Below are 22,273 nucleotides of genomic sequence, written 5' to 3'. Positions count from 1 at the left end.
TGCTTGCATTCATTCTGTTATTTGCGGGGAGTAAGTTCCCCACCTGATGGAAGTTTCACTTTATGCATGCAAACGTCTTACTGCTTGCACATATTTTCGTACAGTTGCTACCGATACATTATATATATTCCCAAGCTCTGCCTGCGTCAGCTTATCTCGGCACTCGCCACGTACAATATATTCAACTGCTGCTGACCAGCCATATACATTTGTAAAGGACGTTCCGCTCGTATATAAACGTATAAATGTACAAAACCAAAGATGTAAACATTCTTCAATAAGCTCATCATCTTTTTTCGTATAATTGTATAAGGCATCTGCAATGCGAATACATTGTTCAAACTGCTGCAGTTCTCCTGGAATACTTTTATGACTGTTAATTAAAAAGAAATAGTTCGCTAGTTGCGATACAATTGGAACACGAGTAGGAGATTGCATCACATCAAAGAAAAAGCCAAGCTTCTCTGGTGTTGTCAGTTCATTCATTAAATATAAAGCCAGCATTTGTTCTTCCAAGGTTTCGCTTTTCTGAAACGATTGCTGAAGCTCCCGGAATAAAATATTTTGACCTTCATCTACTAAATTAATAGCATTCCAAGGTTCTTTTCCCTTTTTATCGGGATGTAATTCCACTACATGCGCCCACATTTTCTCAGCTGTTTGCTCATCCTTTACCATATAGGCAGAATATGCAAACCAATAATAAAAGCTAACATCACCTTCATAACCTTGACGTTTTAACGCTTTTAGCCATTTATATGCACTTTCAAAACGACCAATTGTCGCAAAGGTTGTCCCTAGTTTCACTCGATGTTCAAACGACATCGGGTACACTGTTTCCAATTGCTCTGCTAACTTTTCTACTTGCTTATATTCCCCAATGGAATATAGAAAAATAAGCGTATTACATAACGCATGAATATTTCCTGGATTTTTCTCTAAAATCAGCTCTGTCATTTTCAACGCTTGATCAACATTCCCAAGCTGAAAATGTGCGATTGCTAAGTTATTATGAGCTGACCAAAATTCAGGATACTCCGTTATGACACCTTCAAGCGTCGCAATCGCTTCTTCTAATTGACCATTACGAATATAATGATTTGCTTGCTCTTGCATCACAATTAATCCATCTTCATCTTCGAATTCAGGCGTATCCATTTCTTCTTCTTCAATGATCTCTAGAAGTTCTATTGTTTCAGCAATAAATTCTTTATCCGTTGCAATTTCTAAATACCGCTCTGCGTACTTTTTCGCTTGCTGGAATAACCCAAGATACGCATAATTATTTGCCATAAAATAATAGCATTCTTCTATTTTTTCACCCGTACGAACAATTTGTAATAAGATTTGATTTGATTCGTGATACTCTCCCACTTCCGATAATGCCGTTGCTAATTGACATAAAATAAACGGCTCTTTCCGACCTTGTGCCGCTCTCTTAAAATATTTAATTGCATCTTCTAAATGATGATTGCGGTAAGCCTTCATACCTTTATCATAAAAGAAATCAGCTAATTGATTAAAAGAAATAACTTGTCCGCTATCTTTACGAATTTCTTGATTTTTCCCCATAGATCCTCCATTATTTCATTCTTCTATCTCTAAGTATAAACGATTCCTCAAAAAACAAAACAGTATATTATGCACAAATATTTCCTTTTCATTCCCGAAAAGAGAAGGGAAATGTTACATTCCTAACATTTCCCTTCTCTCGCTGCCATTTCCTCTTTCGTATAAATAATTCGCATCGGATTCCCACCGACGAAAGCACCGCTCGGCACATCACGATGAACAAGTGTCCCAGCTGACACAATTGCTCCGTCTCCAATGACAACGCCAGGTAAAATAGTCGAATTTGCACCAATCATTACTTCGTCTCCAATAATAATTTCACCAAGGCGATATTCTGTAATTAAATATTCATGAGCTAATAACGTTGTATTATAGCCAATAACGGAATTACGTCCAACCGTAATTTTCTCTGGGAACATAATATCTGGCATAACCATAAGTGCAAAAGAAGTTTTCTCCCCAATTTGCATTCGCAAAAATGTGCGATATAACCAATTTTTCATACGTAAAAAAGGGGTATAACGCGCGATTTGGATCACAATGAAGTTTTTCATCACTTTCCAAAATGAGACTGTTTTATATACATTCCATAATGAATTTGCTCCTGATACCGGATAGCGCGTTGTCCGTCGCACTTTACTCGCTCCCTTTTTGTGCTCCCGCTTAACTGCTGAGCTTTACCTAATGTTCAGCCGCTCGTAAGAGAACGATTAATGAGGCAAGATTGTTAATAAGTCACTCATTGTTTCTAACACATAATCAGGCTCGTAAGACTCTAAATATTCGCGTCCTTTAATTGTCCAAGCAACAGCAGCTGTCTTCACGCCAGCATTTTGTCCACCAACAATATCGTGATGGTTATCGCCTACCATCAAAGCTTCTTCCGGCTTTGCCTCTAATAACTGAAGTGCCCTTTGAATTGGCTCTGGATGTGGTTTCACATGTTCTACATCATCAATAGTTACCACAACATCAAAAAATTGCTTTAATTTCGTTAACTGTAATCCCATTTCAACAGTTTGACGTACTTTTGTTGTTACAATCCCGACTTTATAACCTTTTTCACGAAGTGCCTGTACAGTTTCATACACTGTTTCATACTCTTCTACTAATTCATCATGATGTTCGTGGTTAAACTCACGATAACATTGAATAAGTTCTTCCACTCGGCTCTCGTCGATTTTACTAAATGTATCGTGTAATGATGGACCAATAAACGGTAGTACATCTTCACGTTTATATTGATTTGGGTAGTACTTTTCTAATGTATGTAAAAATGAAGAGATAATAAGTTCGTTTGTATTAATCAACGTCCCATCCAAATCAAATAACACTGTATTAATTTTCATCTTTTCGCCACCCTTAGTTGTTATATGAATAAGAAAAGAAGCAGCGCCGCATATGTGACGCTACTTTTTCCATTCAGCCCCGACTCATTCACTGAATCACAAAGCTATATCATTATTGTTCTGAATATCGTTTATCCGCATACCCCATTTTTCGTCTCACAACAATGAAAATGATAGAGACGATAATTATGGCAATTGATATAACTTGTGCAATGCGAAGCGGGCCAAGCATTAAGCTATCCGTACGCAATCCTTCTATAAAGAAGCGCCCGATAGAATACCAAATTAAATATGTAAAGAATAGTTCACCGCGGCGTAAATTTACTTTACGAAGGAATAAAAGTAAAATAACCCCAGCAAAATTCCATAATGATTCATATAAGAATGTCGGCTGGTAATATACGCCATCAATATACATTTGATTTATAATAAACTGTGGCAAGTGTAAATTTTCGAGAAATTGACGCGTTACTTCACCGCCATGTGCTTCTTGGTTCATAAAGTTTCCCCAGCGTCCAATCGCTTGTCCAAGTAAAATGCTTGGCGCGGCGATATCCGCTAGCTTCCAAAAAGAAAGACCGCGTTTTTTCGCAAATACAATTCCTGTAAGAACCGCTCCAATTAATCCGCCATGAATGGCTAAGCCGCCTTGACGAATCCTAACAATTTCGATTGGATGTTGTGAATAATAACCCCATTCGAAAATAACATAGTATGCACGTGCACAAAGGATTGCAATTGGCACCGCAATCAATACTAAATCAATAAATGTGTCTTTGGGAATACCAAGGCGATCACTTTCCCGAGTTGCGAGCCATAAACCAAGTAAGACACCAGAGCCGATAATCACACCGTACCAATAAATTGGAAACGGTCCGAGATGAATCGCCACACGATCAAGCTGTGGTACAGATCCTAACAGCATATTCTTCACTCCCTTTCTCTTTCTATCAGTCGAGGAGAAACGCTCCCTCTACTAATGGAAGTTTCACTTATATTAATTTTGATCTCCTAATTCAATTGCACTCATAAGACGCTCTGAAAATTGCTGCGCTGCATTGACACCCATTCGTTTTAAACGGAAATTCATCGCCGCTACCTCAATAATAACAGCTAAGTTTCGACCAGGTCGTACTGGAAGTGTAATCTTTGTAATATCTGTATCAATGATTTTCATTTTCTCTTCATCTAAACCAAGGCGATCGTAGTTTTTCTTTTGATCCCAAATCTCAAGATTAATTACCATTGAAATACGTTTATGATTACGTACTGCACCCGCACCAAATAGCGTCATAACGTTAATGATACCAAGCCCACGAATTTCAAGTAAATGTTCAATTAGCTCCGGTGAACTTCCGACTAGTGTATCGTCATCTTCTTGACGAATTTCTACACTATCATCAGCTACAAGTCGATGTCCGCGTTTCACAAGCTCAAGCGCTGTTTCACTTTTCCCGACACCACTTTGTCCTGTAATCATTACACCAACACCGTAAATATCAACTAATACACCATGAATTGCTGTTGTTGGTGCTAATTTACTTTCTAAGTAATTCGTCAAGCGGCTTGATAAACGTGTTGTTTTTAACGGTGAACGTAATAATGGCACACCATTCTGGCGAGATGCTCGTAATAATTCCTCAGGTACATCTTGACCGCGCGTTACGATAATACACGGTGTTTCTTCTGTACAAAGCGCTTGCATACGCATTTGCTTTTGTTCTTCTGTTAACGTATCAAAAAAAGTAAGCTCTGTTTTTCCAAGAAGCTGAACACGGTCCGCTGGATAATATGTGAAAAATCCTGCCATTTCAATTCCAGGACGTGATAAATCACTTGTATCAATCGGACGATGAATTCCTTCTTCACCGCTTACTAGTTCTAAATGAAAATGTTCAATTAAATCTTTCGTTCGAACTTTTGGCATATGTAAACCTCCACGTTGCGGAATGTATCTAGGCAGCGTACTACCATTCTATCCGCTATTGTACCATTTTTTTCTGAAAACAAGAAATACGGTTTCTTTTGAAAAAGAAAAAAACATTCCACGCTTTGCGCAAAATGTTTTACGTTTTGTCGGATACCTATACTATCCACTTATTTTTTCTCAGACAACGGTTCCACAATCACTTTATCAATTAACATATTTAAAATCGAAATAAAGATTGCCGCAATAATCGCTGCCCCAAATCCCGATAAATTAAACGCATCGCCAAGTACCCAATCTGTAATTTCTAACGTAATCGCATTAATGACAATTAAGAAGAAACCAAATGTTAATATCGTAATTGGCAGCGTAATTAAAATTAAGAATGGTTTCACAATTACATTTAAAACTGCTAAAATGACGCTTGCAATAATTGCTGTTTGTATATTCGCTATTTCAAACGCACCCGGTGCAAATATTTTAAGAAGACCTGATACAGCGATTAACACAATACTATTCACAATAAGTGATAGAATCCATCTCATATTCCTTACACTTCCTTTTCATTAGGGACAATTTCGGCCCAAACTACATATATCAACAATAATACTCCAAAACAGAAAAAAATACCAAGTAGAGATACAGTGAAACTTCCATTCGGAGGTACTTTTCCTACGAATGGTTAGTGGAACCAATCGGGTTCTTACAAGCAGTTATTCTCCTCGAATTTCCACCTTTGCTTACTGCTTGTTAGAGCGGGGTACAATGAAACTTCCATTCGGTAATGCTTTTCTTCCGAATGGTTAGCTGAACCAATCGGGCTCCTACAAGCCATTATCCCTCATCTTAAAGCTCTTCGATTTCTCCAAATCTTGAGGCTAGGATATAATTGTCCAAAAGTAGCGGCGGCATTTACTCATTCACAAGCACCTGTACACCTTTCACAATATTCCATATGAAAATAACAAGATTCATAAGACCAAATAACAACATAGCAGCGAGGACAATCGCACCACTTTGCTCTCGTATGTTCATAACAAATACAAGTAAGAAGGCAATAAATAAACAAAAGAACGGTAGTAAATGTGATATAAAGGCTCTCTTTGCATGAAATTTCACATCATCATGAGGAACAACAAAATACACAACAATAGGGAATAAAAAAGGGGCCATAAAAATACTAAAATAACAGCATGCAGCTAAAATTCTTTGCGTAGAATCCACAAAATCCACTCCCTTTTTCATGGATATAGCAGAAAACATCTAATAAAGAAGTAATACTTCTTTATTAGATGTTTATTTTACTGTGTTAATTCTACTTCTTTCATTTTTTCTTTCATGCGTGCTTTATCACGATCTAAAACACCTTTTAAATACTTGCCTGTGTAAGAACGCTCTTCTTTCACAACTTGCTCCGGCGTACCTGTTGCAACGATTTGTCCGCCTTTATCGCCGCCTTCAGGACCAAGATCAATAAGGTAATCTGCTGTTTTAATAACATCTAAATTATGTTCAATAACGAGCACTGTTTCACCATTATCAACAAGACGCTGAAGCACCTTTAACAGACGAGCAATGTCATGTGCATGAAGACCGGTTGTCGGTTCATCTAAAATGTACAACGTTCGCCCTGTTGAACGGCGGTGCAGCTCGGATGCTAGCTTTACGCGCTGCGCTTCTCCGCCCGATAACGTCGTTGCTGGCTGACCGAGCTTCATGTAATCGAGTCCTACATCCACAAGCGTTTGGAGCTTACGTTTAATTTTCGGGATATTTGCAAAGAACTCTACCCCATCTTCAATTGTCATCTCTAACACTTCAGAAATGTTTTTATCTTTATATTTTACTTCTAATGTTTCACGATTATAACGTTTTCCATGACAAACTTCACACGGAACATATACATCTGGTAAGAAATGCATTTCAATTTTAATAATCCCATCGCCGCGGCATGCTTCACAGCGGCCACCTTTCACATTAAAACTAAAGCGTCCTTTTTGATAACCACGCACCTTCGCTTCATTCGTTTGTGCAAACACATCACGAATATCATCAAACACACCTGTATATGTCGCTGGATTTGAACGAGGTGTACGCCCGATTGGTGATTGATCAATATCGATCACCTTATCTAAATAATCAAGGCCCTTAATTTCTTTATGTGAACCAGGCTTACTTTTCGTTTTATATAATTTTTGAGCAATCGCTTTATACAGCACTTCATTAATTAATGTGCTTTTCCCTGAACCTGATACACCCGTCACAGCAACAAATGTGCCAAGCGGAAATGACATCTTCGCATTTTTTAAGTTATTTTCCTTCGCTCCGATGATCTCAATTTTACGGCCATCACCTTTGCGGCGCTCCAGCGGAACGGGAATGAACTTTTTGCCTGATAAATATTGTCCTGTTAAGGAATTGTCATCATTCATCACTTCTTGCGGCGTACCTGCTGAAACGACTTGCCCGCCGTGAATACCTGCACCAGGACCAATATCTAATAAATAGTCTGCAGCCATCATCGTATCTTCATCGTGTTCAACAACAATAAGCGTATTTCCTAAATCACGCATATTTTGCAGTGTTTGAATTAAGCGATCATTGTCACGTTGATGCAAACCGATAGAAGGTTCATCAAGAATATATAATACACCTGTTAACCGCGATCCAATTTGCGTTGCTAAGCGAATACGCTGCGCTTCTCCGCCTGATAAGGTTCCAGCTGCACGGCTAAGTGTTAAATAATCAAGTCCTACGTTAACTAAGAAACTAAGACGTTCTTTAATTTCACGCAAAATGAGATTAGCAATACTTTGTTGCTTTTCTGTTAATTCAATATCAGTAAAGAAATCATATGCTTCCTGAACAGAAAACTTCGTTACTTCCGCAATCGTTTTTCCACTTACAAAAACAGCGAGGCTTTCTGGTTTTAAACGACCGCCTTTACATTTTGGACAAGCTTGCTCTGCCATATATTTTTCCATTTGCTCACGAATATAATCAGAGCTCGTTTCCCGATAACGGCGCTCAACGTTTGGAATCACGCCTTCAAAAATAATATCGCTTTCCTTCACTTGACCAAAGTCATTCACATAACGGAAATACACTTTTTCATCTCCGCTTCCGTATAACACCTTCTCAAATAAGTGCTTCGGAATATCTTTTACCGGTACATCCATATCAATGCCATAATGGTTGCAAACAGACTGCAGCAATTGTGGATAATATTGTGAGCTTGTTGGTTCCCAAGGTGCAATGGCATGATCATTTAATGATAAATCCCAGTTTGGAATCACTAACTCAAGATCTACTTCTAGTTTTGCACCAAGACCGTCACAAGACGGACAAGCACCAAACGGACTGTTAAAAGAAAACATGCGCGGCTCAAGTTCACCAATAGAAAATCCGCAATGCGGACAAGCATGATGCTCGCTAAACAGCAGTTCCTCTTCTCCAATTACATCAATTAAAACGCGGCCTTCTCCAAGCTTCAAAGCCGTTTCTAATGAATCAGCAAGACGGCCTGCGATTCCTTCTTTCACAACAATACGGTCAATTACAACTTCAATCGAATGCTTTTTATTTTTATCTAACGTAATTTCTTCCGATACATCAAGCATTTCTCCATCAACGCGAACGCGGACGTACCCCTGCTTTTTAATATCTTCTAACAACTTTACATGCGCACCTTTACGGCCTGATACCATCGGTGCTAGCACTTGCAGCTTCGTACGCTCTGGATATTCTAAAATACGATCTACCATTTGCTCAACTGTTTGCGATGTAATTTCAATGCCGTGGTTTGGACAGATTGGTGTTCCGATACGCGCAAATAATAAACGTAAATAATCATAAATCTCTGTCACTGTTCCGACTGTTGAACGCGGATTGCGACTCGTCGTTTTTTGGTCAATTGAAATAGCCGGAGACAATCCCTCAATTGCATCCACATCTGGTTTATCCATTTGCCCTAAAAATTGACGTGCATACGCCGATAGTGACTCTACATAACGGCGCTGTCCTTCCGCATAAATCGTATCAAATGCTAACGACGATTTCCCTGAACCAGATAACCCTGTTACAACAACAAGTTGATTTCTCGGAATGGTGACATCAATATTTTTTAAATTGTGGGCTCTCGCACCCTTTACAACGATAAAATCTTTACTCATCGCCTTCACCCTTCTGCTCTTAGTTCTAGTAATAAATCACGAAGCTCAGCTGCCCGTTCAAAATCAAGCGCTTTTGCAGCTTCTTTCATTTCCGCTTCCATTTTTGCAATGACATTTTCTCGTTCTTTTTTCGTCATTTTCTTAGAAGTTAATGGTGCTGTCTCATACGTTTCTGTATCTTCCGCAGCCATCGTTGCACGAATAACATCGCGCACCCCTTTTTGAATTGTTTTTGGCGTAATCCCATGTTTTTCATTGTATGCTTCTTGAATTTGACGACGACGCTTCGTTTCATTAATTGCGATTTCCATCGATTTTGTAATTCGGTCTGCATACATCACAACATGACCATTTGCATTACGTGCTGCCCGGCCAATCGTTTGAATAAGCGAGCGCTCTGAGCGAAGGAATCCTTCTTTATCTGCGTCTAATATTGCTACAAGCGACACTTCTGGAATGTCGAGTCCTTCACGAAGTAAGTTAATACCAATAAGAACATCAAACTTCCCTAGACGAAGATCGCGAATAATCTCAATCCGCTCTAATGTTTTAATTTCAGAATGCAAGTAATTCACTTTAATACCAACATCCTTCAAATAATCAGTTAAATCCTCTGACATTTTCTTTGTTAATGTTGTAATTAACACGCGCTCATTTTTTGCAATCCGATCGTGAATTTCTCCTAACAAATCATCAATTTGCCCTTCAATTGGCCGTATATCAATTTTCGGATCTAAAAGCCCAGTTGGACGAATAATTTGCTCCACAACTTCCGGTGCATGTTCTAGTTCATACGGTCCTGGCGTTGCTGATACATACACAACTTGATTCGTTTTCTCTTCAAACTCTTCAAACATAAGCGGTCTATTATCTAGCGCTGATGGCAAGCGGAATCCATGATCGACAAGCACTTGTTTCCGCGCTTTATCTCCGTTGTACATCGCTCTTACTTGCGGCACTGATACATGCGATTCATCCATCACGATAAGAAAATCTTTAGGAAAATAATCTAATAATGTATATGGTGTTGAACCAGCTGGACGGAGCGTCAAATGACGGGAATAGTTCTCAATCCCTGAACAAAAGCCCATCTCACGCATCATTTCTAAATCGTAACGTGTCCGCTGCTCTATCCGCTGCGCTTCTAGCAATTTACCGTTATCATTTAATTCTTTTAAGCGTTCTTCTAATTCTTTTTCAATATTTTCAATGGCAACTTTCATTTTTTCTTCGCGTGTAACGAAGTGAGATGCCGGGAAGATTGCCACATGCTCACGTTCTGCTAATACTTCACCTGTTAATGCATTCACTTCCCTGATACGATCAATCTCATCGCCAAAAAACTCAATCCGAATACAATGTTCATCAAGGGATGCTGGAAAAATCTCAACTACATCCCCACGCACGCGAAACGTTCCACGCTGGAAGTCAATATCATTACGGCTGTACTGTACATCAACAAGTTCACGAAGCAATTGATTGCGATCCTTCTCCATACCAACGCGTAAAGAGACAACAAGCTCACTATATTCTTCTGGAGAACCTAAACCGTAAATACAAGATACACTCGCTACAACGATGACATCATCTCGTTCAAATAAAGCCGATGTCGCTGAGTGACGCAATTTATCGATCTCATCATTAATTTGTGCGTCTTTTTCAATAAACGTATCGGTTTGTGGTACATACGCTTCCGGTTGATAATAGTCGTAGTAACTAACAAAATATTCAACCGCATTGTTCGGAAAGAAATCTTTCAACTCACTGTACAGCTGTCCTGCTAACGTTTTATTATGAGCCATTACAAGTGTTGGCTTTTTCACTTCTTTAATGACATTTGAAATCGTAAATGTCTTACCCGTTCCTGTCGCTCCAAGCAACACTTGATGTTTCTTACCATTTTTAATCCCTGCTACCAGCTGCTCTATTGCTCTTGGCTGATCACCTTGCGGGGAATATTCTGAGACAATCTCAAATTGATGTTCCAAATAAATCCGCCCTCCTCGTAAAAAATCTGTATTCCCATTTTACCACGAATGCTCATAAAAAAACCAAAAAAACGAACAAGTATTCGATAAACAATTCGACACCCTTTCTAAAAATCCAATATATAACAACAAAAAAGAGGCTTATTTACTAAGCATCTTCCCATAGTTATTCATGAGGTACCTTCAGCAAAAAATAACTGATATACTCATGACTTTCTTTACATTCACTTAATGTATAACTTACGCCTTCATCGCTTTTCTCTTTCATAATCCCTTTACACACATCACCTTTTTCCCCTTTATGCCTTCCTCCAAATTTGTCGTTAGAATCATCAAAAAGATAATTTATATTGATTCCATCATAATTTAATGTTTGAAAAATCGGATCTCCTTCATCTGTATAATTTACAATACGCACTTTATCAGCTTTACCGCTCTTCACATGAGTCAAAAACTGCTGAAACTTATCTAAATTAGATTGTTCACCCATTGTTATGACGATATCATTCTTTTTATCAACTTTCGCTTTACCATGTTTCTGATTATTTTCTACTGTTTTTACAGAGGATAAACAACCTGCCAAACCGCCCATGTAGAATAAAAAACACAATAAGACAATTCCTTTTCTCATCTTGATCCTCTCCAGCCCATTTTCACTTTATTCTGCTATTCACGTCCACTGATGGAAGTTTCGCTTTATACTACCATTCAAAATGAAATAACTTAGCGGAGCAACAAAAGTACCTATACAAATATCGACAAGAAATTTTTCGTTTTTTGTATAGGTAGAATTTTCTAAAAATTTTATATTTACAATGCCCATTTTTCATATTACAATACGTTTAAAGATTCGACATTATACGACAAATCGAACTTAATGTTCAGAATATTATAACAACTATGAGGGTGAGGGAGCTATATGGATCTATTTCGAAAAAAATCGATTTCCGCACTGTTAGCACAATCGCAGAAGAAAGGCGCTTCTTTAAAAAAGGATTTAGGGGCATTTGATTTAACAATGTTAGGGGTCGGCGCTATTATCGGAACGGGCATTTTCGTTCTTACAGGCGTTGCTGCAGCTGAACATGCAGGACCAGCACTTATTTTATCGTTTATTTTATCCGGTTTAGCCTGCGTATTCGCGGCACTATGTTATTCCGAATTTGCTTCAACCGTACCAGTATCAGGTAGTGCATACACTTACAGCTACGCAACATTTGGAGAAATAATCGCTTGGATTTTAGGATGGGATTTAATTCTAGAATACGGATTGGCATCTTCAGCCGTTGCATCTGGTTGGTCTGGATATTTCCAAGGATTATTAGCTGGCTTTGGCATTAAACTACCGCACGCTTTAACAAGCGCTTATAATCCTGCGGCTGGAACATATGTAGACGTACCAGCAATTTGCATTATTTTCATCATTACATTTTTATTAACAAGAGGCGCAAAAAAATCAGCTCGTTTTAATGCTATTATGGTAGCTATCAAAGTATTTGTTGTTCTTCTATTCATCGGTGTTGGTGCTTTCTATGTAAAACCTGAAAACTGGACACCATTTATGCCATTTGGCTTCTCTGGCGTAACAGCTGGAGCTGCAACTGTATTCTTTGCTTATATTGGATTTGATGCTGTATCAACGGCTGCTGAAGAAGTAAAAAATCCACAGCGTAGTATGCCAATTGGTATTATCGCTTCCTTAACAATCTGCACAATTTTATATATCGTTGTTTCATTGATATTAACAGGAATCGTTCCCTACAATCAGTTAGATGTAAAGAACCCTGTTGCATTTGCACTGCAATATATTCATCAAGATTGGGCTGCCGGCCTTATCTCTTTAGGGGCAATCGCCGGGATTACAACAGTATTACTTGTTATGTTATATGGACAAACACGTTTATTTTATGCAATGAGCCGCGATGGCTTACTGCCAAAAGCACTTTCTCGTGTAAGCCCCAAAACGCAAACACCTGTTATGAACAGCTGGATTACAGCAGCTATGGTTGCTACCTTTGCTGGCTTTGTTCCATTAGACAAGCTAGCAGAATTAACAAACATCGGTACATTATTCGCATTCATCGTTGTATCAATCGGTGTTATCATCTTACGCAAAAAACAACCAGACTTGCCGCGTGCATTTAAAGTACCGTTCGTGCCATGGATTCCAGCATTAGCAGTTCTGTTCTGCGGATACCTAACATTACAGCTTCCAGTAACAACATGGATTGGCTTTGGCGTTTGGTTAGTTATCGGTTTAATTGTATATTTCAGCTACGGATATAAAAATAGCACTTTAAAAAATGAACAAAAAGAAGACGTCGCATAGAGTGAAACTTCCTTCTGGGAGCGTTTTTTTCCAGAAGGTTAGTTGAACCAATCGGGCCCTTACAGACGGTTTGACTCTTTTCCTTGCCTTACTTCTTACCGGCTGTTTGGGCGGGATAGAGTGAAACTTCCTTCAGTGGAGGTCTTACTGTTCGATAATGCGGGGTAACAAAAAAGCTGTTGTCCATTAAGGGCAGCAGTTTTTTTGTATATTGACATACACCAAGCTCACATGGCTCAACGAGAATTTTTCAACTCAAACTAACAACTAGCTCGTCACGCATTGTCCACACGTGTTTTCTACTAATGGAATACAATGTATCAAAAATAAAGAAAAGAGGTTTCACACCAACATGCCCGATCATCACGACAAATCTGATGAAAAAAGTCTAAAAGATAACTCAAATACTCATAACTCTTTTGTTGTAAATAATACAATTGGATCAACAGATTCACCAGTACTAGTTCCCATACCAGGAGGCACCAATCACCAACCTGTTTTCCAAAATTTCACTAACAATCCCAATAAAACATTACTTCAGTTGACTTCTGCCTCATTAAAAGGTGAAGATCCCTTACCTTTGGCTGTAACCATTATAACAAAAGGCCCTCTTAATCCTATTACCGCTATAATTACAGAAAGCACAAGAATATTTCATGTGGACAACTTTAAAAGCTTGAATGTCTCAAATCTTAACCCTGCTCAAGGTGGATTGAATGTATTTATCCAAAAGACGATCCTTTTTTGCTGTGAGGAATAAACAGAACAGAAAAAGAAAGAGATGTTACCCTAGCGCGGCAACACCTCTTTCTTTTGCTTTTTTGGAAAAATAACATAAGAGAGAGTAATAAGCGTATCTACACCGAGAACGATTCTCCACACTTTACTCACACGATTCGCGGTTTCATTTAAAAACACGTCTGCATCCCAGCTCGATATGTGTTCAAGGGATACCAATCCATATAGAAAGAAAAATACAATGTGCGTACTAGCAAATAAAATAAGATGAATTGCCCAATGTAAGAGTTCCTGTTTCGTATGTGCCCAGCCCGTTAATTCTATCGGTTCTTCCATCATTGGCAATGCTTCTCCCCGCCACTTTGCAACGAATCGCTGCATACGTAAATCTAGCTTTCTTAAATCTTTCTTTCCATAAAAAACAGCATACAACAAGATGATTACGATAATAATTTGAAATTGAGAAAACTTCCCGGTTTCATAATAATCAACAACACCTAACGTTAAAATAAATAATTCATTTAGCAATAATACAATCCCTACTATAAAACTTGCTTTATGCAAACGAAATCCATAACGGAGCAAAAAGAAACTAATTGCGGTCGTCCAAAACACAATTTCAGCGCCAATTAAAAATGCCCACCGATACTCAATTAGTATATTCATTATTTCTCCTCTCCTTTTATATACACTTCAAAAGCCGCATCCATGTATTGTAGAAGTTCTTCTTCAATTGGATACATATTCATCCTTTTCGACTGCTCTTTTGACTTACGTACTTCCCATAATTTATCTAAAAACGCTTCATCACCATTTGCCATCTCCCTGCATTTCTCTAAAATAATGCCAGTAATCCCTTGCACTTCTGCATCGCTGGGTGCTTTTTTCTTTTGCATGAGCTGACGCATTCTCTTTAGCAAAATAATCCACTCTTGCACTCCCTCATTTTGCTCACTCATGTTTGGTAAATTTTTAAGCAGTTGCTCTTCTTCCTGTGAAAATACTTGTTGCTGAAATAATTGCCGCATACGAGGCGACTGCTGCGAAAGCTGAATAAGCTCAAACATAATATCCCAATTGAACGCCCCTTCCAGCTCAGCGGAATATAAAACAGCTTGCAACATTTTTTCCATGCGAGAAAACTTCTTCTGTTCTTCTTGTACGAACAACAGCTGATTCTGCAAAACCTTTTTCAAATTTAAATGCTCTGTTTCTAACATATTCGTAATTTCTTTTAACGGGAATCCCATTTCTTTTAAAAACAAAATTTGCTGTAATTTCAGTACATCACGTTCACTATATAACCGATGTCCCCCTTCCGTCTTTCCGCTCGGCTCGAGTAAACCAATCTGATCATAATACCGAAGTGTTCTTACTGTAACACCAGTTTCCTTTGTTAGTTGCTGAATAGAAATCATTTCCATCACCCTCTCATTTTCATTATAAAAGGTGACGTAACGTTAGTTTCAAGAGATTTTTAACATCCCATTCAAAATAAAAAACTGCTAAAGCACAATGCCTCAGCAGTTTTTCAATAACTAATTATTTATTACTCCAAACACCATTTCCGTCTACATAATGCCCATTAATCCAACTATTCATTGCCATACTCCCGTTATCATTTAAGTAATACCATTTACCATTCTCTTGTAACCAGCCTGTTTTCATTGTTCCATTACCATTTAAGTAATACCATACTCCATTCTCTTGCAGCCAGCCCGTTTTCATCGTTCCATTGCCATTTAAGTAATACCATACTCCGTTCTCTTGCAACCAGCCCGTTTTCATTGTTCCGTTACCATTTAAGTAATACCATACTCCGTTCTCTTGTAGCCAACCTGTTTTCATTGTTCCGTTACCATTTAAGTGATACCATACTCCGTTTTCTTGCAACCAACCTGTTTTCATTGTTCCATCTGCATTGAAATAGTACCATTGTCCGCCACGCTCTACCCATCCTGCTTTGGATGGTAACGCCGTTTGGTTGTCATATTTGTAGCCGTACTCTTTCTTACCAATTGTAGAAAGATAATACTGGTGTATGTCTTTGAACTCTGTACCCTCTAGATCTAGATGATTACCAGAAATCCAGAGTTGTTGGATTTTATCTGATTTATTTATTTTTAATGTTGTTAATTGATTGTTTTCAGCGACCGCAAATTCTAGTTGTGGATTATGGGTCAGATCAAGTTGCGTTAACAAATTCCCACCTAACCATAACGTTTTTAATTCTGATAAGTTCGTAACATCAATGCTAGTTAATTTGTTAGAAGCTGCATTTAAGAAAGATAAATTTTTATTATGAGTTACATCTAAATCTTTTAATTGGTTCCCTTGTACAACTAACTCCCATAGTTTTACATTCTTCGATACATCGATATGACTTAAAGATGTACCAAGCATAATCAAATCTTGTAAGTTTGTGTTCTTTGACACATCAATGTTTGTTACATTACTTTTAGTAATGTCTAACTTTGTAAGTTGTATATTCTTTGATACGTCTACGTGCGTCAAATCATTGAAGTGAAGAAGTAATTCTTCTAACTTTAAGTTCTTGGATACATCAATTTTTTTTAATTTACTGTCATCATTTCCTCTAATCCAAAGTGTCTGCAGGTTCGTTAAATATTGTATCCCTTCACAGGATTCAACAGGATATTTTACAGTTGCACCCAAATTGCTATTCTTACTATCATCCACATTTTTTACATCTGTCACTTCATCCAACATCGCTTGTGTTACTTCATTTGGCAAATCTTTTTGTGTCTTATTTTTATATGCTGCTTTTACTGCTTCACGGAATCCTGCATCTGGAAACAATGTTTGTAGCTCTCCTAACACGCCTTGCTGCGATGCATATTGTGTATTATCCAATTGTTTTGTTTGCGCATAAGCCGGCATCGTAGGAAGCAATAGAAAAGTCGCAGCCGCCGTCGCTAGTACATATTTTACTTGTTTCTTCATTACAGTTCCCCCATTCATTATGTAACAATACAAACATAAAAAAGAACAATCTTTTTATTGTCGTAATTTATTCCGCTCAGAATAATTATATATTCAATTAAACCAATTTTACAATATTTATGTAATTCACATAAAAAAGAAGACCCGCCCAGCAAGTCTTCTACACACAATACAATACATATACAAGCGTATACCCAAGAACAGAAAGTAATACCGATCCAATTAGCCCTGCAACAAATCCTTTTTCAAAGGAGGACAAATATAATCCATTTATCTTGAACTGGGTTACAGCTTTGCTGTTGTGCAATCCCATATTGTCTGCGACAGATGGGATTTTTTCGAAGAAAAATAAAAAACACTTTCGGTAAACTATTAATTATTTACCAAAAGTGTTTTATGCTTATTTTACAATAAGTGTCGGACAATGCGCGGACTGTGCCACTTTATGGCTTACACTTCCTAACAACGCTTCCTTGATCGGTCCCTTTCCAGTGTTTCCCATTATGATGATATCGTAATCGTGTTCTGAAGCATATACAGTAATGATGTGGGCTGGGTCACCATCAAATATATGAGTCTCATAATTCACATTGGATTCTGAGAGAAACTGGATTGCAGAGGTTAATATCTCCTGATTCTCCTCGTCTAATAGTTGATCCAGATCGATGTTCAGAATAGGCTCCTGCATCGGAATGTCTTTATTCACATGAAGAATCGTTATCTTTTCAGATCCGATTGCTTTCCCCAGCTCCGCTGCATGGTGAAGGGCACGGACAGAAGGTGCCGAGCCGTCAAACGCCACTAGCATTTTTTTATACATACGTACCATCCTCTCATATATAGTTTCCTGTGTATACTAATCCGCGACTGCACGGCTTGGGAGCACGTGCTTTTTTAGTGACCGCTAACTTGATCTACATGTGCAATGTGTTTCCGTCCAAAAGCAACGACCAGCATGGCCACGAATACAAATACAGCGCCAATTACGAAAGGAACATGTGGAGTATACGTTTCAGCAAGCTTATTTGCCAGCCAAGGTCCGATCGCTCCGCCGATGAAACGGACGAAGCTGTATGCTGCGGAGGCCGTAGCGCGCTCTACTGGCGCAACCTGCATAACCGCTGTAGTAATCAAAGTATTATTCGTTCCCAAGAATAGGCCTGCGATGATAACGAGAACAATAATAGCCGTTCTTGATTCTGTCCAAATTCCCATTGCCAAAAGAGTTAATGCAAACAAGGTTAACATCGCGCACATTGATTTAATCGTTCCAAATCTGGCTTGAAGCTTCGGAGCAACAAAGACGGATGTGATAGCGAGACAAATTCCCCATCCAAGGAACACATATCCCAATCCATGCTCATCCAATCCCATGACGAATGGAGCGTATGCCATTAACGTGAAAAATCCGATGTTATAAAGGAATGCTGTAATCCCAAGTCTTAATAATCCAGGGAATTTCAATGCTTTGATCGGATCAAGGATAGAGCTTTTTACCTTCGGCTTTGCAACCTGAGGCATTTTTAATAAAAGAGCAAAAAAAGCGATGATCATTAACACGCTTACCCCGTAGAACGGGCCGCGCCAAGAAATAGAGCCTAATTCTCCGCCAAGCAGCGGGCCTACGGAAATACCAAGTCCGATGGCTGCTTCATACAAAATGATTGCTTTAGCGGTTCCGCCTACAGAGAAACTTACTATCGCAGACAACGCTGTGGCAATAAATAATGCGTTGCCAAGTCCCCATCCACCGCGGAAACCGACAATTTGCCATATTGCGTTTGAAGAACCCGCTAGTGCCGAAAAGACGATGATAAATAGAATGCCGGTCAATAAAGTCCACTTAACGCCAAGCCTGCTGGAGACAACGCCGGTGATCAGCATCGCAACCCCAGTGATTAAGTTATAGCTTGAAAATAGTAAGGAAACCTGGCTTGGAGTGGCATGGAGTTGTTTTGCAATCGCAGGTAAAATAGGATCGACAAGTCCTAAGCCCATGAAAGAAATAATTGTGGCAAAAAAGATAACCCAAACGACAAGCGGCTGTTTGGCCGATTGATTTTGGTCACTAAGTGAATATGCTTGATTTGAATTCATCCATTTCAAACTCCTTTATATATAGTTTTGGGGCGAGTTCAATCTACTTTTTACAGTTCCCTGATTGATATCTCTTATCCATCCCCTTTACATTGAAAAAAGCTATGATTGCAATTTCGTTACAAATATTAGTATAAAACTTTATAACCTTAACGTCAACGTCAATTTTAATGAACAAAAGAATAATTCCCTCTCCATCGTTAGCGTAAACCGCTTGCTTTTTCTGAAAAACCTCTGGTTGTAGTATAATAGTCTTGAGCTAAAAAGCTTCATCCTGTAAGTGTAATAGTAAAAATAAAGAAATATAGGAGCGAAATGATGGACGGAATAAAAATAGATGACGTAGCGAAGCAAAGCGGTTTAACGAAACGAACCATCAGATATTACGAACAAATCGGACTGTTGCCTGCTCCCCCGCGAAGTGAAGGGGGCATAAGATTATATTCCCAGGAACATATTGACTTCCTGAAAAAAATCACAAATGCCAAAGAAGTAATGGGCTTTTCCCTTCAGGAGCTTCAGCAATTCATCGCGCTCAGCGACACGTTAGAGCTTCGCAAAGCGGATTACAGGCAAGTAAAAGGCACAAGTGAACAATCAGAAAAGTTAAGAAACGTAGTAAATACTATCGAAGAGCAGCTGAACTTCATCGAACAAAAAAAGAAAAACCTCTTAAAGGTCGAAGAAGATTTGGTCTCACTCAGGGATCGTGCGAAAGCAGCACTAGTTCGATTTGAGGAAGAAGAATCTGGGCAAAACGAGTGAGAAAAACGGACTTATTTTGATAGTTTCATCTTGAAAATTACAGAGCTTCTATTAGTTATTACATTTTATTTCTTAACTTGATGGAGATGAGAAAAAGCCCCATCAAGCCTATTTATTTCATTACTTTTCTTTATCATTAGCATAACAATTGCTAGGTACATATCCTAAGAATACGGATTCATAAAAAAACTGCTGAACCATAACGTTCAGCAGTTTTTTTATCTATTCCAAACTCCATTTGATCGTATCATAATCCCCGGTCTTCTACGCAAAATGCAATACCTTTACAAGTATATATCCAAGAACAGAAAGCAGTACCGATCCAATCAATCCTGCAACAAATGCTCTTGTTCCTAGTTTACGAAATGTCTTAAATTCTACATTTAAACCAAGCCCAGCCATTGCCATAGCCATAAGCATGTAAGAAACAACGACAATATCGCTTGCAATTTTTTCAGGTACAATTCCTAATGAATGAAACGCACTAACTGCTAAGAAGCCAAAAATAAACCACGGAATCGGAACATCACGCCAAGATTTCTTTTCTCCCGTTTCTTCTCCGCGCTGAAACCATATGCCAATTAAAATTGCCACAGGTACAAGAAAGGCAACGCGCGTTAACTTCATAATTACCGCAATATCAACCGACTCGCTTCCACCAGGTGCTGCCGCTGCAATCACATGAGCAATCTCATGCAATGTTGCACCAGAAAAAACACCATATTCATACGGAGACAAATGAAGCACAGGATACAGTAGCGTATATGCTAATGTGAAAATGGTTCCTAAAATCGCAACGATTGCTGCACTAACTGCTACTTCTTCGTCCTTTGCTTTTACTTGCGGTCCAATCGCAATAACAGCTGCTGCTCCGCAAATCGCTGTTCCGCATGCTGTTAACATGCCAAGCTTCTTCTCCACTTTACAAACACGTGTTAATGCGTATACAACAATAAGTGTAAACGTAATGACAATTGCCGCCATGACCAATACCTTCGGGCCCGCCTTCACAATATCAACTAAATTTAACCGCATACCGAGTAATATAATCCCTAGACGTAGTAGTTTTTTACTCGCAAAATTCGTTCCCGCGATCGCTTGACTTGGTACACCAATTGCCGCTCTCCATACCATTCCAATTAGAATAGCAATCACTAATTGACCCATAATACTTAAAAATGGAAGCTGCGCCAAATATTTTGCAACAATAGCAATAAGTAACGTAATCCCAATGCCTTGCGCAAATCCAAAACGCTTCTCCTTTTGTAACGCTATCATTTGATCCATTTCGTACCACTCCAATATTCATATTGGAACATGCATGTTCGTTCTACTTTCATTATAAGAGAATTTTAACCATAAGTTTAATACTAATATACTATCTCAATCATCAAGAAAACTTATGATAAAATAAAAGGAAACCGAAGCCGACTACTTTATTCGCCGAAAGGGATGAGTCTTATAAACACTGACATTTTAAAAATCTTTGTAACAGTCGTAGAGCAAAAGCATTTTTCCAGAGCTGCTGAAATGTTGAATCTTTCACAGCCCGGAGTAAGCATGCACATTCGAAATTTAGAAAATGAATTTGGTACAACGCTCATTCAGCGCTCCCCAAAACATGTGCAAGTAACAGAAGCTGGGAACATTTTATACATACATGCAAAACAAATGCTTACGCTATACGAAGAAGCAAAACAAGAAATTCATACGCTGCATAATATTGTTACAGGTACATTGCGCATTGGCGCTAGTTTTACAATCGGAGAATACCTTCTTCCTAAAATATTAGCAAACTACGCGAAGGAACATCCACACGTTGAAGTTCATACATTTATTTCAAACACAGAAGAAGTGTTACAAAGGGTTCGTTCAAATCAACTTGACATCGGCTTAGTAGAAGGGCAAGTCATATACACAGATGTAGACGCAGAATCATTTATGGAGGATGAAATGAAGCTTATCGTTCCGCCAAATCACCCTCTTACAATGGCAAGTCCTCTTCAGACGAACATGCTGCAAGATCAAATATGGGTGCTTCGTGAAACAGGTTCAGGAACCAGGGCTTACAGCGATCGCTTTATTCACGACCATCATTTAAAAATGAAGCGTTACTTCACATTTAGCAGCATTCAAAGTGTGAAAGAGGCCGTTGCTGCCGGACTAGGAATTGCCATTTTATCAGACTGGACAGTGCGCAAAGAACTACAAGCAGGTGAAGTATGCCATATACCTGTCCAAAACGAAAAACTAATGCGCCCTTTCTCAATCGTACGCGGAAAATATTTTATTCCTTCCAAAGCAATTCAAGTATTTCTAGACCATGTGCAAAACTTTGCTGATAAACATAGTTGACTCTTACACTAATGTGA

At 38.6% G+C, this 22,273-nt stretch carries 19 protein-coding genes and 1 pseudogene; 4 read left to right on the top strand and 16 right to left on the bottom strand.

What is annotated here, in order from left to right; all coding sequences use genetic code 11:
* Positions 1-60 precede the first annotated feature (60 nt).
* The 10 genes from WAX78_RS11055 to WAX78_RS11010 all read right to left on the bottom strand — a co-directional run bounded on the left by WAX78_RS11055 (position 61) and on the right by WAX78_RS11010 (position 11,639).
* Positions 61-1,572: a tetratricopeptide repeat protein gene (locus WAX78_RS11055; protein ID WP_336482316.1), complete on the bottom strand. Its 1,512-nt coding sequence runs from the start codon at positions 1,570-1,572 to the stop codon at positions 61-63.
* A 122-nt stretch (positions 1,573-1,694) separates the two neighbouring features.
* Positions 1,695-2,207, bottom strand: coding sequence for an acyltransferase (locus WAX78_RS11050; RefSeq protein WP_336482315.1), 513 nt, complete (start codon positions 2,205-2,207; stop codon positions 1,695-1,697).
* A gap of 75 nt (positions 2,208-2,282) precedes the next feature.
* Positions 2,283-2,921, bottom strand: a complete 639-nt coding sequence (gene ppaX / locus WAX78_RS11045) for a pyrophosphatase PpaX (protein ID WP_336482314.1) — start codon at positions 2,919-2,921, stop codon at positions 2,283-2,285.
* Positions 2,922-3,033: 112 nt separating this feature from the next.
* A complete protein-coding gene (gene lgt, locus WAX78_RS11040) occupies positions 3,034-3,846 on the bottom strand; it encodes a prolipoprotein diacylglyceryl transferase (protein WP_336482519.1) in 813 nt (270 codons plus the stop codon).
* 72 nt (positions 3,847-3,918) lie between these two features.
* A complete protein-coding gene (gene hprK, locus WAX78_RS11035; RefSeq protein WP_336482313.1) occupies positions 3,919-4,848 on the bottom strand; it encodes an HPr(Ser) kinase/phosphatase in 930 nt (309 codons plus the stop codon).
* Positions 4,849-5,018: 170 nt separating this feature from the next.
* Positions 5,019-5,393 (bottom strand): phage holin family protein, encoded by a 375-nt coding sequence (locus tag WAX78_RS11030; protein ID WP_336482312.1) that lies wholly within the window; start codon positions 5,391-5,393, stop codon positions 5,019-5,021.
* A gap of 367 nt (positions 5,394-5,760) precedes the next feature.
* Positions 5,761-6,093, bottom strand: a complete 333-nt coding sequence (locus WAX78_RS11025; protein WP_413789187.1) for a hypothetical protein — start codon at positions 6,091-6,093, stop codon at positions 5,761-5,763.
* Positions 6,094-6,149: 56 nt separating this feature from the next.
* A complete protein-coding gene (gene uvrA / locus WAX78_RS11020; protein ID WP_336482310.1) occupies positions 6,150-9,020 on the bottom strand; it encodes an excinuclease ABC subunit UvrA in 2,871 nt (956 codons plus the stop codon).
* Positions 9,021-9,025: 5 nt separating this feature from the next.
* A complete protein-coding gene (uvrB, locus tag WAX78_RS11015) occupies positions 9,026-11,008 on the bottom strand; it encodes an excinuclease ABC subunit UvrB (RefSeq protein WP_336482309.1) in 1,983 nt (660 codons plus the stop codon).
* 166 nt (positions 11,009-11,174) lie between these two features.
* Positions 11,175-11,639 (bottom strand): DUF4362 domain-containing protein, encoded by a 465-nt coding sequence (locus WAX78_RS11010; protein ID WP_336482308.1) that lies wholly within the window; start codon positions 11,637-11,639, stop codon positions 11,175-11,177.
* Between the two features lie 288 nt (positions 11,640-11,927).
* Here WAX78_RS11010 and WAX78_RS11005 point away from each other — a divergent pair, with 288 nt between their 5' ends.
* A complete protein-coding gene (locus WAX78_RS11005; protein ID WP_336482307.1) occupies positions 11,928-13,337 on the top strand; it encodes an amino acid permease in 1,410 nt (469 codons plus the stop codon).
* Positions 13,338-13,689: 352 nt separating this feature from the next.
* Positions 13,690-14,097, top strand: a complete 408-nt coding sequence (locus WAX78_RS11000) for a hypothetical protein (RefSeq protein ID WP_336482306.1) — start codon at positions 13,690-13,692, stop codon at positions 14,095-14,097.
* A 29-nt stretch (positions 14,098-14,126) separates the two neighbouring features.
* Here WAX78_RS11000 and WAX78_RS10995 read toward each other — a convergent pair whose 3' ends face one another.
* The 5 genes and pseudogenes from WAX78_RS10995 to WAX78_RS10975 form a co-directional block, all read right to left on the bottom strand.
* Positions 14,127-14,741, bottom strand: coding sequence for a hypothetical protein (locus tag WAX78_RS10995; protein WP_336482305.1), 615 nt, complete (start codon positions 14,739-14,741; stop codon positions 14,127-14,129).
* Positions 14,741-15,499: a MerR family transcriptional regulator gene (locus tag WAX78_RS10990; RefSeq protein WP_336482304.1), complete on the bottom strand. Its 759-nt coding sequence runs from the start codon at positions 15,497-15,499 to the stop codon at positions 14,741-14,743. Before WAX78_RS10990 ends, WAX78_RS10995 begins: the two co-directional genes overlap by 1 nt.
* A gap of 136 nt (positions 15,500-15,635) precedes the next feature.
* Positions 15,636-16,040, bottom strand: a pseudogene (locus WAX78_RS25180) (choline-binding protein A); the annotation flags it as partial.
* Positions 16,041-17,439: 1,399 nt separating this feature from the next.
* On the bottom strand, positions 17,440-17,859 hold the full coding sequence (locus tag WAX78_RS10980; RefSeq protein WP_336482302.1) for a universal stress protein: 420 nt from the start codon (positions 17,857-17,859) through the stop codon (positions 17,440-17,442).
* 74 nt (positions 17,860-17,933) lie between these two features.
* Positions 17,934-19,136, bottom strand: a complete 1,203-nt coding sequence (locus WAX78_RS10975; RefSeq protein WP_336482301.1) for an MFS transporter — start codon at positions 19,134-19,136, stop codon at positions 17,934-17,936.
* A 318-nt stretch (positions 19,137-19,454) separates the two neighbouring features.
* On the opposite strand from WAX78_RS10975, the gene WAX78_RS10970 reads away from it, so the two are divergent.
* Complete coding sequence (locus WAX78_RS10970; protein ID WP_336482300.1) at positions 19,455-19,901, top strand: MerR family transcriptional regulator; 447 nt, start codon at positions 19,455-19,457, stop codon at positions 19,899-19,901.
* A gap of 264 nt (positions 19,902-20,165) precedes the next feature.
* Here WAX78_RS10970 and WAX78_RS10965 read toward each other — a convergent pair whose 3' ends face one another.
* Positions 20,166-21,188 carry a YeiH family protein gene (locus WAX78_RS10965; RefSeq protein WP_336482299.1) on the bottom strand — a complete coding sequence of 341 codons (1,023 nt, stop codon included), beginning with the start codon at positions 21,186-21,188 and terminating at the stop codon, positions 20,166-20,168.
* 174 nt (positions 21,189-21,362) lie between these two features.
* On the opposite strand from WAX78_RS10965, the gene WAX78_RS10960 reads away from it, so the two are divergent.
* A complete protein-coding gene (locus WAX78_RS10960) occupies positions 21,363-22,256 on the top strand; it encodes a LysR family transcriptional regulator (RefSeq protein ID WP_336482518.1) in 894 nt (297 codons plus the stop codon).
* The last annotated feature ends 17 nt before the right edge of the window (positions 22,257-22,273 follow it).

This window comes from Bacillus yunxiaonensis (assembly GCF_037104695.1).
GTDB lineage: Bacteria > Bacillota > Bacilli > Bacillales > Bacillaceae_G > Bacillus_A > Bacillus_A yunxiaonensis.
Note: the sequence above shows the minus strand (reverse complement) of the source record. Positions and strands in the feature narration are given on the sequence as shown.